Source organism: Williamsia sp. CHRR-6, assembly GCF_018474015.1.
Classification (GTDB): Bacteria; Actinomycetota; Actinomycetes; order Mycobacteriales; family Mycobacteriaceae; genus Williamsia_A.
This window is the reverse complement of the sequence record NZ_JAHCSG010000003.1, coordinates 183829-197876: the sequence shown is the minus strand read 5'-3', so window position 1 is coordinate 197876 and position 14048 is coordinate 183829. Positions and strand designations below refer to the sequence as shown.

The following is a 14048-nucleotide window of genomic DNA, read 5'->3' as shown; positions in this document are numbered from 1 at the left end:
TGCGATGATCCCTTCCATCTCCGTGCTCACCGCACTCGGACCGCACGTCGCCCACCACCTGGCCGACACAGCGCAATCGGTGCTCGGGCAAACGCTTTCGGGATCGCAGACGTGGCAGTGGGTGATCTGCATCGACGGACCCCCGATGCCGCTGGACGTCCCCGACGACCCCCGAATCGTGGTCATCGCAGCGGGTCGGCCCGGTGGTCCCGGCCTGTGCCGCAACCTCGCCGCCGCCCACGCTGATGCCCCGTTGTTGCGCAACCTCGACGCCGACGACCTGCTGTTGCCCGGTGCCCTGGCCTCCGACATCGCTGCCCTTGCCGATCCCACGATCGGCTGGACCACGTCTGCGGCGCGAGATCTGTTGCCCGACGGATCTGTTCGCGATGTCGCTGGGGCATCGCCCGGTCGCATGGTTCCCGTCGGCGACATCGCCCGGCAGTGGGCGGGCGGACCCATCATCGACGTGCACGTGACGACCGTGGCGATGCGGGCCGAGACATTGTGGGCTGCAGGCGGATACACCGCGCTGCCCCGAAGTGAAGACGTGTCGCTGCTGGCGCGGATCAACCTCACCAGCCGCGGCCGTCACCGCAGTAGCGTAAGCCTGCTGTACCGGAAGTGGTCGCAGCAGTTGACCGAGCAACCGCGCGACGAGACCAACCGCCGTGTGCGGGAGAGGATGTCGGCGGCGATGCTCGCTGCGTTGGACCGGCCCTGAGGCGTCGACCGTGCCGAAGTAAGGCGTTGAGCGTGCCGAAATACCGCGTCGACCGTGCCGAAGTAAGGCGTTGAGCGTGCCGAAATACCGCGTCGACCGTGCCGAAATGTCACCCTAAGGCACGGATGCCGCACGGTCGACGGGTGATATCGGCACGGTCGACGGGTGATTGCGGCAGCCTCAGAACAGGGTGTGTGGCCGGATCAGGTTGGCCAGGTCGATGAGGTTGTAGCGCTGTTTGCGGTCCACCGTCGAGCGGGCCAGCGAGCGCAGCGAGCGCTCCAGGCCGGCACGTAGACCCAGTTCGGTGAACGGGAAACCCAACAGGCTGATGTCGGGTGACTCGCGCTCGGGATTGGCGTGCAGCCATCCGAGCGCAGCGCCGAGCACCATGATCGACAGGCGCGGCTTGCGTGGTTCGGTGTCGGGCATCGCGGCCAATCGGCTTGCGGCCTGCCGTAATTGGTCGTCGGTCACCTCCGACGGTGGCCGACCGTGTACCAACACCAGCACCGCGGTGCACGACGCGGTGTTGAAGTGACGGCTGGTGGCGGGCACGTCGTCGAGGGTGGTGACCGCAGTGGCGATGTCGCCCTGGGCCGAAAGCATCCGGGCCATGCCGAACGCGGAGGTGACGATGCCCCGGTCGGTCTGCCACACCGTCCGATACTCGCGCAGAGCCACCTGTTCCCACCGGGCGATGGCGGCATCGCGGGCATCGTTGCGGCCCGGTTCGCGGCGCAGCCACCGGCTCAACAGTTCCGCGGTGGCCGCGACCGCCAGCTTGGGCCCTACCTCGCCGGGCATCGCGGCGAGCACCGAGGCGAAACGTTCATGTGCCAGTTCGGGTTCGGCGTTGATCAAGGCACAGATACCCAGATACCACTCGATTCGCCACGAGTGCGGGTGATAGCGCGAGGTGACATCGAGCAGGCCCAGTGCGGTGTCGATGTCACCGAGTTCGATGTAGGCGCGCGCCTCGGCGATGTCGACCTCCAGCGACGGGTGGTCGTTGTCCGGGTCGGTGCCGATGAGCGCGGACAGACCTTCCTCGCGGGCGGTACGGATGGTGTCGAGGGTCTGCGTCGGCTCGGACAACACCGCCGAGCGCAGCAGTTGCGCAGCCGGATCGGACTGGTCGATCAACGGGATGGGCAGGGCCGCAGCGATGTCGGCGGGGTTGAGGAACGACTCGGAGTTGACCGGGTCGAAGAAGCCGTCCACGGGGCCGAGCAGCAGCTCGGTACCAAAGGTGGTGCGCTGCGGGGTGAACACCGGCGACAGACCCGGCCTGGGGATGCCGGTTGCTCGCGCCACGCTCTCGCGGAGCACCGCCAACATCTGGTCGGCCATCTCTTCGGCCGATGAGAACCGTTGCGCCGGATCAGGATCGGTGGCGCGCTGCAGCAATCGGTGAAACGAGGTGTTCTCCGCCAACACCGGCGCGTCCTGCGGCGAAGGTAACCCGTCTACGTAGCGTCCGCCTTCCATCGGCATCGGCAAGGTGAGCACGGCCAAGGTGCGGCCGATGCTGTAGATGTCGGTGGCCACCTGTGGACCGGTGGTGATGATCTCCGGCGCTTGATATCCGGGGGTGCCGTAGAGGTGGCCGTAACCGTTGATCGGCGACACCGCCCCGAGGTCGATCAGCTTCACCTCGTCGTCGCCGATCATGATGTTTTCGGGCTTGATGTCGTTGAACACCAAGCCGATCGAATGCAGGTAACCCACCGCAGGCACGATCTCCAGCAGGTAGGCGATGGCCTGTTCGATGCCGAGGTTGCTGCGCTGGGCGGCGTCGTCGTCGACTGTGGTGAGGCTCTTGAGCGTGGCACCGCCGACGTACTCCATCACGATGTAGCCGTAGGTACGCCCGCCTGCGTCGGTGTGTTCGACGAAGTTGAAGATCTTGACGATGTTGGGGTGCGACACCGATGCCAGGAACTGTCGTTCGGCGAAGGCCACCGCCTGGGCTTCGGCGTCGGTGGAGTTGAGCAGCCCCTTGAGCACCACCGCGCGGCCCGACACGTTGCGGTCGATGGCCAGATAGATCCATCCCAGTCCTCCGTGGGCGATGGCGCCGGAGATCTCGTACTGGTCGGCGACGATGGTGCCCGGCGCCAGTCCCGGCACAAACGAGTACTGCGATCCGCAGTGCGGGCACAGCCCCGTCAGCGGCCCGGCGTGGGGACCCTCGGACCGGCCGATGGCTATCCCGCAGTGCCAGCAGTCCCGCTTGGCCTCAGCGATCACTGGGTCGTCCATCACGGCCTCGGACGGATCGACGTCACGTACCCAGGTCACGTCGACCAGACCCGCCCCGAGCCGGCGAAGCTGACGTTGCACGCTGGGGGCCACCTTGTGCAGAGCAGGCGCCACCCGGGTCCCGGTCCGATCGGTGGCATCGTCGGTCGACCGGGACTGGATGGGCGCAGCCGCCTGAGTGGCCGGCTCCGGCGCTACGGCCTGGGTGGCGATCTCCGGCGCGGCGGCCTGGGTCACCACCTCCGGCGCGGCGGCCTGGGTCACCACCTCCGGGGTGGCGGCCTGGGTGTCCACCTCGACCGGACGGGCGGCCGCCTGGGTGACCACCCCGCCTTCATCGCGGTCGTGCATGGTCACCTCCGTTCAGTCCCGATAGGTCGGTTGCGGCGGGTAGTAGCGAGGTCCGAGGACCGAGAGCCACCTGTTGTATATCTCCGCCCAGGTCCCGTCGTTACGGATCTGTTCGAGCACCCCGTTGACGAAGCGCACCAGATCCTCGGATTGCTTGTTGATGCCGATGCCATAGGGCTCGTCGCCGAGGCTGGCCCCCACCACGTGGACGTAGGGGTCCTGGGTGGCCAGACCGGCCAGGATCGCGTCGTCGGTCGACACCGCGTCCACCCCGCCCTGCTGCAACACCACCAGGCAATCGGCCCACGTCGACACCGTCGACACCCGCACGCTGGGCACCCGCTGCTGCAGACGGCCGATCGACGTGGTGCCGCGCGCCGCGCACACCCGCCGGTTGCGCAGATCGGTCGCGTCGTTGATACGCGAACTCCGCAACGCCAGAATCCGTTGTGAGGCTTCGTAGTACACCGTCGAGAAGGCGATGTCGCGCAGGCGGTCACAGGTGATGCTCAAGGTCTTGACCACCAGGTCGACCTGGTTGGTCTGCAACGCGCTGATCCGCTCGTCGGAGGACAGGATGCGGAACTCGATGCGGTCGGGCTCGCCGAAGATCGCCGTGGAGATGGTCCTGGCGATGTCGACGTCGAAACCCTGGATGTTGCCGCTGATGGGGTCGCGGAAACTGAACAGGTTGGACCCGACGTCCACCCCCACGATCAGTCGGCCGCGCGCGAAGATGGTGGCCATCGTCGACCCCGGCGGCATCCTGCCCACCTGCGGCATGGGCCCAGGGCGCAGGCTGCCCGTCTCGCATGACTCCTCGTTGGGCACCGGTTCGCGCGGAGCGTCGGCCTGCAATCCCGGCGGCGTCGGCATCGTCGCGCTGGCCGACGGCGGGTTGTCCGGCGGGGCCGGGACGCGCAGGCAGCCGGATACGCCCACCGCGAGCACGGCCAGCAGCAGCACGAACACCGTCCGACGACTCATCGGTACTCCCGGATGCGCGGGACCAGCCCGACCACGCTGGCCGTTGCGGCCAGCACTCCGAGTGCCAACACGCCCGAGCCCGCGAACCCGATGACCACCCGCGCGGTGTTGATCTCGTCGCGGAATCGGGTGCGGGTGGCGGTGATCGCCTTGGTCAGAGCGGTGTCGAGGGTGGCGTAGGCCCGTGCTGATCCGTCGGGGGTGTTGCCCACGGCCAGCGCGGTGGCCCCGGAGTAGTCGCCGGCGTCGGACCGCTCGACGGTCGCCGCATGCGCGTCGTCCCAGGCGTTGAGAGCGCCGATGGCCGCCTGCACCGGGCGCTGGGCGTCACGTGGTCCCGAGTCGTTGCCTGCCGCCCGGTCGTAGGCCTCCAAGATGGCGCGCACCTGCCGACTGGCGTCGACGAACTGCTGCTGCAACTTGTCCTGATCGCCGCGGCGGGCGATCGACAGGGTCTCCACCGACCGCGCCTGCTGGACGAGGATGCGCGCCGAGGTGAGCTCACGCAGCGGGCGTGCCCCCTGCGTCTCGGCACTTTTGGTGGCCGACACCGACAACAGGCTGCCCACCAGCACCCACACCAGCGCCACGACGATGGCCACCGATCCGAGCAGCAGCCCCAGGTTGATCTTGCGGTTGGTGCGCCGGGCCACGTAGAAGTCGGCACCCAGCAGCGCCGCCAACAGCACCCCGAGCGCGGCGTAGACGCCCCACGGCGGGTTGGTGAACCTGTTCTGTGGGTCGCTGATGGCTGATGACCGCGCAGTGTAAAGACGTTGAGCCGCAGGCAGAATGGTGGTCTGCATCAGATCAGACGCCTCGCCGAGATACGCCGACCCCACCGGGTTGCCCAGGCGGTTGTTGGTGCGTGCGGACTCGATCAGCCCGGTGTAGACCGGCAGCCGTTCGGCCAGTGCGTTGAGGTCGGTGCGCACCACCACGTTCTCCTTGGTGGTGCCCGCAGCCGCCTGGATCAGCGCCTGTGAGGCCGTGGCGATGGCCGAGGCATAACGCTCGCGCAGACTGGCCGGTTCCAGCCCGCCGGAGATGAACGCGGCGTTGGCTGAGGCGTCGGCGATGGAGAGGTTGGCGTAGAGGATCTGCGACGACTCGGCGATCGGCTCGGTGTCGGAGATGGTCTGCCGTAACGCGCTGGTGCGGTTGTCCAGTGCGGTGGCCGAGTACCATCCGGCGCCGATGCCCCCGATCAACAGGACGGCAGCGATGATGAACAACCGCCCCGGGCTGGTCCCGGCCAGCTCGCGCAACGACTTGAACGGTGACGGCGACTGAGAGGACTGGTTCTGTTCGCGGTAGAGCTCCAGCAGTTCGCGGCGCGCACCGCGGGCGGAGAGACCTCGTCGATCCCCGACGGACGACTGCTCGGCCAGGGGCGTGGTGCCACGAGTGAGCCGGGACCGCAGAGTCGCTGCATCGCCGGTCACACTGGATCCTTCCCGCTCGTCGAGCGTGGGTGTTGTGAGGTGCCCCTCGACTCTAATCCCGCACATGTGGTCTGTCCGGTTCGCCCGCACATCATCACAACCGGACACGCCCGGGTGGGGCCGCCGTGGCAGGGTGGAGTGGAGACCAGAACAGGAGGGCCCGGCAATGCGTGGAGACGGTGACGGCTGGGTCTTCGACCCCGACGGGTCGCGGTACTGGGGGTTGCACGGCGCAGCGGGGTTGCTCCTGTACGCGCCGATGGGCGACGGATCGCGTGGGGTGCTGTTGCAGCATCGGGCCGCGTGGAGCCACCAGGGTGGAACCTGGGGGATCCCTGGCGGCGCGCGCGATTCCCACGAGACCCCCGAGGACACCGCACTGCGGGAGGCCGACGAGGAGACCGGGATCTCCTCCGAAGAAGTGCAGGTACGCGCGGCGGTGGAGACTCATCGAGCGGTCAGCGGGTGGACGTATCACACGGTGATCGCCGAGGCGGACGATCTCCTGGACACCGTGGCCAACAATGAGTCGGCCGAATTACGTTGGGTACCAGAGCATCAGGTGGACGATCTGCCGCTGCATCCGGCCTTCGCCAAGGCGTGGCCGACGCTCCGCGACCATCTCGACAGGTGACCGCCTGCGGCGAGTGAGGGTCGGGAAGCGATCAGAGCAGCTTGTCGGTGGCAGCGACCAGTGCGGCGACCCCGGCCCTGTGTGGATCGGCGTCGATGCCCATGCCCCAGTGACGTCGACGGTCTCGCTCGGCTTCGACCAGCGCAACCGTCTGACCATCCAGTCGGGTCTGGAAGACGCGGATGATCTCGGTCGATGCACCCAGGTCGTGCAGCATCGCGGTGGCCGCAGCCAGCGGGCCCAACGCCGAGGCCTGCATCGACACGATGCGGGCACCCAGCCCGATGGTGGCGCGGTAGTCGAAATGGTCGCTGCGGGCGACGCTGGCATCCCAACTGCCAAGTCGCAGTGTGCGGGTGTCGCCGTAGTGGGCGGTGAACGCCGCCCAGCCCATGCGTTGGGCGTCCCTGCGCAGGTCACGCGGCAGGGAGATGGGGCAATCGCCGGCGGCAGCGCGCGGCGGTGCGGATTCGAGCAGGGTGTTCATGATGGATGGTTCTTCCGGCCAAAAAGGGGGACCAACAGCGCCAGCGCGCGCGACGACCCGCAGCGGGGGGTCGGTCGGTTCAGACCCCGCTGCGGCGGCGTACTACGAGAATGCGCTTCATGATGCGTCGACGATACGACGTGCCCGGGCCTGCGGGCAAGGAGTCGCCCGTCACGTCTGATGTCGGCAGGTGGTCGTCGCACTGTGAGGTGTTGTTCGCACGGTTGGGTGCCGTTCGCACGGTTGCGCGTCTGTCGCACGGTGAGGTGTTGTTCGCACGGTTGGGTGCCGTTCGCACGCCGCATGCGCCGTGCGAACGGGGCCTGGCCGTGCGAACGGGGTCGGGCCGTGCGAACTTGGCCTGGCCGTGCGAACGGGGCCTGGCCGTGCGAGCGAGGTCAGGCCGTGCGAACCGCGCTGACGACCGCCCTCCGCAGGGCGGCGGCTGCAGATTCGGGGTCGGCGGCCGCGGTGATCGCGCGGACCACCACGATCCGCCGCGCACCGGCGGCGAGAACCTCGGGCAGCCGCTGGTCGTCGATCCCTCCGATCGCAAACCAGGGCAGTCGGTTCGGGCGTGCTGAGCTGCTCCGCACCAACTCCAGACCTGCTGCGGGGCGACCCGGTTTGGTCGGGGTGGCCCACACCGGTCCGGTACAGAAGTAGTCCAGATCCGGGTCGGCGTCGGCGGCGTGGGCCTGGTCGGGATCGTGGGTGGAGCGCCCGATGACCACGCCGGGGCCAACGATCGTGCGCGCAGCGGCGGGGGGCAGGTCGTCCTGCCCCAGATGCAGCACGTCGGCACCGGACGCCGCGGCGATGTCGGCGCGGTCGTTGACCGCAAGCAACGCCCCGTGACGTCTGGTCACCTCACCGATCGCCGCCAGCAGATCCAGCTCGGCGGCCGCCTCCAACACGCCGAACTGCTGCTCGCCAACCGATCCCTTGTCGCGCAGCTGCACGATGTCCACCCCGCCGCGCACGGCGGCGTCGATGAAATCGATCAGATCGCCCCGCTCGCGGCGCGCATCGGTGCACAGATAAAGGCGGGCATCGGTCAGGCGTTCACGGGGCTCCACTCCGCCGACCGTAGCGAACACACACGCCGTAGGCTTGAAACCAACCACACGGGAGCCCGAGGGACGAGTCGGGCTGAGATCGCGGCCGACTGCCGCTGACCGTCGAACCTGATCCGGGTAATGCCGGTGCAGGAAGGAGGTGTTCGATGACCACCGATGCTGCCCCTGGCACGCTCGCGGTGATCGGCGCCGGTGTGGTGGGTCTGATGGTCGCGTGGCGCGCGGCTGCGCTCGGCTGGACGACAACGGTCTACCGCGATCCTGACACCGACCCCGCCTCGGCTGTGGCGGGCGGGATGCTGGGTTGTCTGGCTGAAGCTCGCCCAGGCGAAGATCAGTTGTTGGCCTTCTCCCGTGCTGCTGCCCAACGTTGGCCACAGGTCATCGTCGACCTCGGCGATCCGTCGGTGATGGTGGCCACCGACACCCTGCTGGTGGCTGCCGACAGCGCAGACGCCGGCTACCTCACCGGCGTCGAGACCTATTTGAACACCCAGGGCTGCGGACTGAAACCGTTGAGCAGCAGAGAGATCCGATCGATCGCTCCCGGTCTGGGCAGTTCGGTGCGGCGGGGACGACTGGCCGTCGGTGAAGGCGCAGTGGACAATCGGGCACTGCTGCGGGCATTGACCGTTGCCGTCGCCGCCGCAGGTGTGCAGACGCGGACTGGACGTGTCACCGACATTCGGCGACTGCCGGTCGACCAAGTGGTCGTCGCGGCGGGTGCGGCTACCCCAGAGATGCTGCCGCACAACCGTGTTCGGGCCGACAAGGGTGAGATACTCCGGTTGCGGCGACCGAAGACGGCTCCCGCCCCGTTGCCGTTGGTGGTGCGCGCGCGCTGGCGTTCCCGTCTGGTCTACATCGTGCCCCGACCGGATGCGGTGGTGGTGGGTGCCACCCAGTACGAAGTAGGCGACCGCCGCAACATCGGACCCCGTGCAGGTGGTGTGGCCGATCTGCTGCGTGACGCAATCGATCTGCTGCCCGCTCTGGCGGAGTATCAGGTGGCTGAGGTGGGTGGCGGGGTGCGCCCGGTGACGCCCGACGCCCTGCCGCTGATCGGCCGCATCGACCACCGCACGATCATCGCGGCCGGCCACGGCCGCAACGGGATCATGTTGTCCCCCATCACCGCCGAGATCGTCGGCGACCTGCTGTCCGGCCGCCCCGACAACCGCTGGGCGTCCGTCCTGGACCCGAGGAGATTCACATGACCATCACCCTCACCGTCAACGGCGAGGAACGCGAGTTCGCCGAGTCCACCACGGCCACCGAGTTGTTGATCCTGTTGGGGCTGCCCGACAAGGGTGTCGCCATCGCCGTCGACGGCTCGGTGCACCCGCGGTCACGGTGGGGTGAGGTGTTGCACGACGGTTCCCGGGTCGAGGTGCTGACGGCGGTCCAAGGTGGCTGAGACCAGCAGTGGCGCTCGCGACTTCACCGTGGGGGAGCGGGAGTTCCGATCCCGGCTGATCATGGGGACCGGAGGGGCATCGAATCTCGAGGTCCTGGAACGCTCCCTGGTGGCCTCGGGAACCGAGTTGACCACCGTGGCGATGCGCCGCGCCGATGCTGCCGGCTCCGGAGCTGGGGTGCTGGACATGCTGCGCCGCTTGAACATCGAGGTCCTGCCCAACACTGCGGGTTGTCGGACCGCCGCCGAGGCGACCCTGACCGCTCGGTTGGCCCGCGAGGCGTTGGGAACTGATCTGGTGAAGCTGGAGATCGCCGGCGACGATCGGACTCTTCTCCCGGATCCCATCGAACTCCTCGATGCGGCAGAGGTTTTGGTCGACGAGGGCTTCGCGGTGTTCGCCTATACCAACGACGACCCCATCCTGGCGTCGCGGCTACAGGACATCGGGGTGGCTGCGGTGATGCCGCTGGGGTCACCGATCGGCACGGGCTTGGGTATCGCCAATCCGCACAACCTGGAGATGATCGTCGCCGACGCCCAGGTGCCGATCATCCTCGACGCCGGCATCGGCACCGCGAGCGATGCTGCGCTGGCAATGGAGTTGGGTTGCAGCGCAGTGTTGTTGGCCACGGCGGTGAATCGGGCCGACGATCCACCGATGATGGCACAGGCGATGGCCGCCGCGGTCCAAGCCGGACACCTGGCCCGACGCGCAGGCCGGATCCCCCGCCGATTCTGGGCCCACGCGTCGTCGCCGCCCCGAGACTGAACCGGGTTTCAGCCCAGTCGACGCCGGTTTCCGCCCAGTCGGCGCCGGTTTCCGCCCAGTCGACGCGGGTTTCCGCCCAATCGACGTCAGAGGCCGGGGCGGTCGCGGCCGTGTTTGGCCAGGTACATGGTGCGATCGGCTTCACGCAGCAGGTCCTCGGCCGGGCGGGTGGCCCCCAGCGCCTCGCCCACACTCACCGTGACGGCCAGGTCGGTGCCGGATTCGGAGATGAACGGGCGGCTCATGGCGCGGCGCACGGCACCGAACGCGGCGGTCACCGCATCGATCCGGCCCTGGCACACGACCACGAATTCGTCACCGCCGAAACGGATCACCGAACCACGTCCCATCACCGAGGTGGTCAGCCGGTCGGCCACGGTGCGCAACACCTCATCACCCACCGAGTGGCCCCAGGTGTCGTTGACCGACTTGAACCGATCGACGTCGATGAACAACACTCCCACCTTCTCGCCGGTGGACCGAGCGTTCTCCAGAGCGGCTTCGAGATCGTGCAGCAGCCGGGCGCGGTTCGGCAGGCCGGTCAGCGGATCGGACGTGGCACGACGTTCCAACTCGGCGTGTGCGTTGCGGCGCGCCGACACGTCGGTGACCTGCTCCAACACGCCGCTGGGCGTCCCGTCGGCGTCGCGCAACACCACCACCGTCGACTCACCCCAGAAGACGTGCGAACCGAACCGGAACCGGGCTTCGTACCGGGCGTTGGCGGTGCGTCCGGTGACGATGGCGTGGCGCTGTTCGGCCACTCGCTCGCGCTGCTCGGTGTCGATCTGGTCGACGAGGGTGTGTCCGATGAGATCGCCTGCGCTGCAACGGAGGATCTCGTGCAGCGCATTGTTGGTGGTGCGAACGGTGCCGTCGAGATCGCACAACGCCATCCCGATCGGAGAGCTGGCCATCACCGACTCGAACACCCCCAGGGCGGCGTCACGCGCGCGCTCGGCGTCCACCCGGCCGGTGATGTCGCGGAATGAGGACTGCAGCTGGTAAGGGTCGCCGTTCTGGTCGCGGATGAGTTGCCCGATCACCTCGGCCCACAGCGTGCTGCCGTCGGGGCGAACCATACGGATACCCACGGTGAGAGGTCCACTGCCCCTCATCAAGTCGGCCAGTCGCGCTTGCGCCATCGCGACATCCTCGGGATGGATGATGTCGAAGACGTTGGTGCTGAACAGATCAGCGGGATCGTGACCCAACACCGACGCGCTGGCCGGGGAGGCCCACAGCCAGGTGCCGTCGAGTGAGTGCAGTCCCATCGCCTCCTGCGCACGGTCGGCGATGCCGCGGAACATGCGCTCGGACTGCGTGAGCCGTAGTCGATCCGCCTCGGGCCCGGCCAGTTCGGTGGCGCAGGTGATGACCGCGCCACCGCGCTCGCGCAAGGGCTCGGGCAGGGGAAAGCTGTCGATCCTGAGCCAGATGTAACCGCCGACATCAGCTACCCGGCCGAAGATTCCGATCACCTCATCGGTGACGGGCTCGCCTGCACGGACCGCTCGCATCGGAGGGTGATCGGCCCCGCGCAACGACTGTCCGTCGGTGTCGATCGCCGCCCACAGCGGCTCATGGGCGTTTCGCCCCAACAGTTCCTCGTAACTGAGGCCCAGCAGTTGCTTGACCGTGTGCGAGCTGGCCACGATGGTCCCGGCTTCGTCCTGGACGGTGATCACATGGTCGTCATCGGGCAACGAACCGCGGACGTCGATGAGTGCGGCGACCAGCGCGTCCTGGCTCCACCGTGCGCTCATCTCATCCCCTCGGTTCGACGGAAAAATGAAGATCTGGTTCCCCGAACCTGGCCTGACTGTACTCGATGAGCTCGAAGCCCCACGTCGGAGCACCCCGCATACGCAGGCGCGACTCATCCTCTCGGAGGTGGGTCAGTTCAATCCTTCGGTCGATCCGCCCGACGTGCGTCGCTGGCATAGTCGGCAATCGTGATCAGTGTCGAAGGATTGACCAAGACGTACGGCCCGACGAGGGCCGTGGACAACCTCACCTTCACGGTGAAACCGGGCATGGTGACCGGATTCCTGGGGCCCAACGGCGCCGGGAAGTCGACCACCATGCGGATGATGCTGGGCTTGGACCGCCCCACGGCGGGCAAGGCCACCATCAACGGGCGCCCCTACTCCGAGCTGCGCGACCCGCTGCGGCAGGTGGGTGCGCTGCTCGACGCCAAATGGGTGCACCCCAACCGTTCTGCGCGTTCGCATCTGCGGTGGATGGCTGCCTCCAACGGGATTCCCGCCTCGCGCGTCGACGAAGTGCTCGCCGACGTGGGCCTGTCGGCCGTGGCGGGCAAACGAGCCGGGGGATTCTCCCTGGGTATGTCCCAACGCCTCGGCCTGGCCGGTGCCCTGCTCGGCGATCCGGGTGTGCTGCTGTTCGACGAGCCGGTCAACGGCCTCGATCCCGAGGGCATCGTCTGGATCCGAAAGTTCATCCGGGCGTTGGCCCAACAGGGCCGCACCGTGCTGGTGTCGAGCCACCTGCTGACGGAGATGTCGCTCACCGCAGATCATCTCGTCGTCATCGGACAGGGTCGGCTGATCGCGGACTGCTCGGTCAAGGAGTTCACCAGCCGAGCCACCCAGACGGTGCGGGTCCGCAGCCCGCAGCTCGAGCAGCTGCGCGCGGCACTGGCGGGAGCCGGACTCACCTCGGCGGACGCCGCCAACGGCGAGGCTGCGCTGACCCTGGACGACGTGACCACCGATCAGGTGGGTGAGATCGCCGCCGCCAACGCCATCACGCTGCACGAGTTGTCCTCCAGCACAGCATCGTTGGAGGAGGTCTTCATGAGTATGACGGCCGGCACCGTGCAGTACCACGGCAACACCGGACCAGGCGGAGCTCCCGCGCCGATCGGGCTGACCAAGCCGCAGGCGGGCGCACCCGGTCTGGTGTCGCCGCCGCCGGGCCAGCAGGGTCCGCCTGCGTTCGCGCCGCCGCCACCCGGTGGTCCCGCCACCGGCCCCAACCCGTACGAGTACAAGCCCCTCGGAGGCGCACGATGATCACCCACGCACTCAACGCCGAGCGGATCAAGCTGCTCAGCACCAGATCTCCGTACTGGTGTGTGGCCCTGGTCATCGTGTTCGGGCTGTTGTTCAGCCTGTTGATCAGTCTCACCTCCAACGCGAACGGCAACTCCAGCGACGGCACCATCGTCAGTGCAGGTGACTTGTCCGGCGGCGTAACCAATTTCGGCATCATCGTGCTGATGATCATGGCCGTGCTGGCCATCACCAGCGAGTTCCGCTTCGGGACCATTCGCACCACCTTCCAGGCCGTGCCGCGCCGCGAGGTGGTGATGGGGGCCAAGGCCACCGTCTACGGTGGGCTCGGATTCGTGGTCACGTTGATCCTGGGGGTGCTGACCATCGTGGTCGGCAAATTGCTCTCCGGCGACGCGGGTTCGGCGATCGACCTGACCGGTTCGACCGCCACGCGTCTGTACTGGGGCATCCCGGTGTACGCCCTGCTGTGCGTCATGATCGGTCTCGGGGTCGGTGCGTTGATCCGCCAGACCGCCGGTGCCATCGTCGCGTTGATGCTGTGGTCGCTGGTGGTCGAGTCGCTGCTCTCGGCGATACCGAAAGTCAGAGAATCGGCACCGTATCTGCCGTTCAACAACGCCAGCCACTTCCTCGATCAACGTGGGTTCGAGATCGACTACCCGTGGGGCCCCTACGTCTCGCTGCTGTACTTCGCCGCATGGGCGTTGGCCATCTTCGGTCTCGGCGTCTGGGCGGTCAGAAGACGCGACGCCTGAACGAACACCACCACCGACGCCCGCCGCTGCACACGCAGCCGGCGGGCGTCAGTCGTGGTCGCTGTCAGAGGTGGTCGCTGTCAGAGGTGGT

The 14048-nt window shown here is 67.8% G+C and carries 13 protein-coding genes and 1 riboswitch; of the genes, 7 read left to right on the top strand and 6 right to left on the bottom strand.

Annotated features, from left to right (window positions below):
- The first annotated feature begins 4 nt into the window (after positions 1–4).
- A complete protein-coding gene (locus tag KIK15_RS09755; protein ID WP_214244028.1) occupies positions 5–724 on the top strand; it encodes a glycosyltransferase family A protein in 720 nt (239 codons plus the stop codon).
- 180 nt (positions 725–904) lie between these two features.
- Here the strand turns inward: KIK15_RS09755 and KIK15_RS09750 are convergent, their stop codons facing one another.
- The 3 genes from KIK15_RS09750 to KIK15_RS09740 are packed head-to-tail and all read right to left on the bottom strand — an operon-like array spanning position 905 to position 5772.
- Positions 905–3340, bottom strand: coding sequence for a serine/threonine-protein kinase (locus tag KIK15_RS09750; RefSeq protein WP_214244027.1), 2436 nt, complete (start codon positions 3338–3340; stop codon positions 905–907).
- 12 nt (positions 3341–3352) lie between these two features.
- Positions 3353–4327, bottom strand: a complete 975-nt coding sequence (locus KIK15_RS09745; RefSeq protein WP_214244026.1) for a glutamate ABC transporter substrate-binding protein — start codon at positions 4325–4327, stop codon at positions 3353–3355.
- A complete protein-coding gene (locus tag KIK15_RS09740) occupies positions 4324–5772 on the bottom strand; it encodes a hypothetical protein (RefSeq protein ID WP_214244025.1) in 1449 nt (482 codons plus the stop codon). Before KIK15_RS09740 ends, KIK15_RS09745 begins: the two co-directional genes overlap by 4 nt.
- Positions 5773–5938: 166 nt before the next feature.
- On the opposite strand from KIK15_RS09740, the gene KIK15_RS09735 reads away from it, so the two are divergent.
- Positions 5939–6406, top strand: coding sequence for an NUDIX hydrolase (locus KIK15_RS09735; RefSeq protein WP_214244024.1), 468 nt, complete (start codon positions 5939–5941; stop codon positions 6404–6406).
- A 31-nt stretch (positions 6407–6437) separates the two neighbouring features.
- Here the strand turns inward: KIK15_RS09735 and KIK15_RS09730 are convergent, their stop codons facing one another.
- Together KIK15_RS09730 and thiE are read right to left on the bottom strand one after the other, a co-directional pair.
- A complete protein-coding gene (locus tag KIK15_RS09730; protein WP_214244023.1) occupies positions 6438–6893 on the bottom strand; it encodes a hypothetical protein in 456 nt (151 codons plus the stop codon).
- Positions 6894–7291: 398 nt separating this feature from the next.
- Positions 7292–7972 (bottom strand): thiamine phosphate synthase, encoded by a 681-nt coding sequence (gene thiE, locus KIK15_RS09725; protein ID WP_214244022.1) that lies wholly within the window; start codon positions 7970–7972, stop codon positions 7292–7294.
- 38 nt (positions 7973–8010) lie between these two features.
- Positions 8011–8125, top strand: a riboswitch (TPP riboswitch).
- Here thiE and thiO point away from each other — a divergent pair.
- The 3 genes from thiO (at position 8119) to KIK15_RS09710 (ending at position 10161) form a co-directional block, all read left to right on the top strand.
- Complete coding sequence (thiO, locus tag KIK15_RS09720) at positions 8119–9189, top strand: glycine oxidase ThiO (protein ID WP_214244021.1); 1071 nt, start codon at positions 8119–8121, stop codon at positions 9187–9189. Its footprint overlaps the riboswitch before it by 7 nt.
- Positions 9186–9389: a sulfur carrier protein ThiS gene (gene thiS / locus KIK15_RS09715; RefSeq protein WP_214244020.1), complete on the top strand. Its 204-nt coding sequence runs from the start codon at positions 9186–9188 to the stop codon at positions 9387–9389. The genes thiO and thiS overlap by 4 nt, the downstream gene beginning before the upstream one ends.
- Positions 9382–10161, top strand: coding sequence for a thiazole synthase (locus tag KIK15_RS09710; RefSeq protein WP_307851813.1), 780 nt, complete (start codon positions 9382–9384; stop codon positions 10159–10161). Before thiS ends, KIK15_RS09710 begins: the two co-directional genes overlap by 8 nt.
- Before the next feature lie 86 nt (positions 10162–10247).
- Here KIK15_RS09710 and KIK15_RS09705 read toward each other — a convergent pair whose 3' ends face one another.
- Positions 10248–11927 (bottom strand): bifunctional diguanylate cyclase/phosphodiesterase, encoded by a 1680-nt coding sequence (locus KIK15_RS09705; protein ID WP_214244019.1) that lies wholly within the window; start codon positions 11925–11927, stop codon positions 10248–10250.
- 189 nt (positions 11928–12116) lie between these two features.
- Between KIK15_RS09705 and KIK15_RS09700 the strand changes: the two genes are divergently transcribed.
- Together KIK15_RS09700 and KIK15_RS09695 are read left to right on the top strand one after the other, a co-directional pair.
- Complete coding sequence (locus KIK15_RS09700; protein WP_214244018.1) at positions 12117–13199, top strand: ABC transporter ATP-binding protein; 1083 nt, start codon at positions 12117–12119, stop codon at positions 13197–13199.
- The gene (locus tag KIK15_RS09695; protein ID WP_250324428.1) at positions 13196–13957 is read left to right on the top strand and encodes an ABC transporter permease; all 762 of its coding nucleotides are present in this window, start codon (positions 13196–13198) and stop codon (positions 13955–13957) included. Before KIK15_RS09700 ends, KIK15_RS09695 begins: the two co-directional genes overlap by 4 nt.
- Positions 13958–14048 lie beyond the last annotated feature (91 nt).

What these genes read in the sequence shown, in the direction of transcription:
- KIK15_RS09755 (WP_214244028.1), top strand. Translation starts at nt 5, where the DNA reads ATGATCCCTTCCATCTCCGTGCTCACCGCACTCGGACCGCACGTCGCC.
- KIK15_RS09750 (WP_214244027.1), bottom strand. Translation starts at nt 3,340, where the DNA reads ATGCACGACCGCGATGAAGGCGGGGTGGTCACCCAGGCGGCCGCCCGT.
- KIK15_RS09745 (WP_214244026.1), bottom strand. Translation starts at nt 4,327, where the DNA reads ATGAGTCGTCGGACGGTGTTCGTGCTGCTGCTGGCCGTGCTCGCGGTG.
- KIK15_RS09735 (WP_214244024.1), top strand. Translation starts at nt 5,939, where the DNA reads ATGCGTGGAGACGGTGACGGCTGGGTCTTCGACCCCGACGGGTCGCGG.
- KIK15_RS09730 (WP_214244023.1), bottom strand. Translation starts at nt 6,893, where the DNA reads ATGAACACCCTGCTCGAATCCGCACCGCCGCGCGCTGCCGCCGGCGAT.
- thiO (WP_214244021.1), top strand. Translation starts at nt 8,119, where the DNA reads ATGACCACCGATGCTGCCCCTGGCACGCTCGCGGTGATCGGCGCCGGT.
- thiS (WP_214244020.1), top strand. Translation starts at nt 9,186, where the DNA reads ATGACCATCACCCTCACCGTCAACGGCGAGGAACGCGAGTTCGCCGAG.
- KIK15_RS09705 (WP_214244019.1), bottom strand. Translation starts at nt 11,927, where the DNA reads ATGAGCGCACGGTGGAGCCAGGACGCGCTGGTCGCCGCACTCATCGAC.
- KIK15_RS09695 (WP_250324428.1), top strand. Translation starts at nt 13,196, where the DNA reads ATGATCACCCACGCACTCAACGCCGAGCGGATCAAGCTGCTCAGCACC.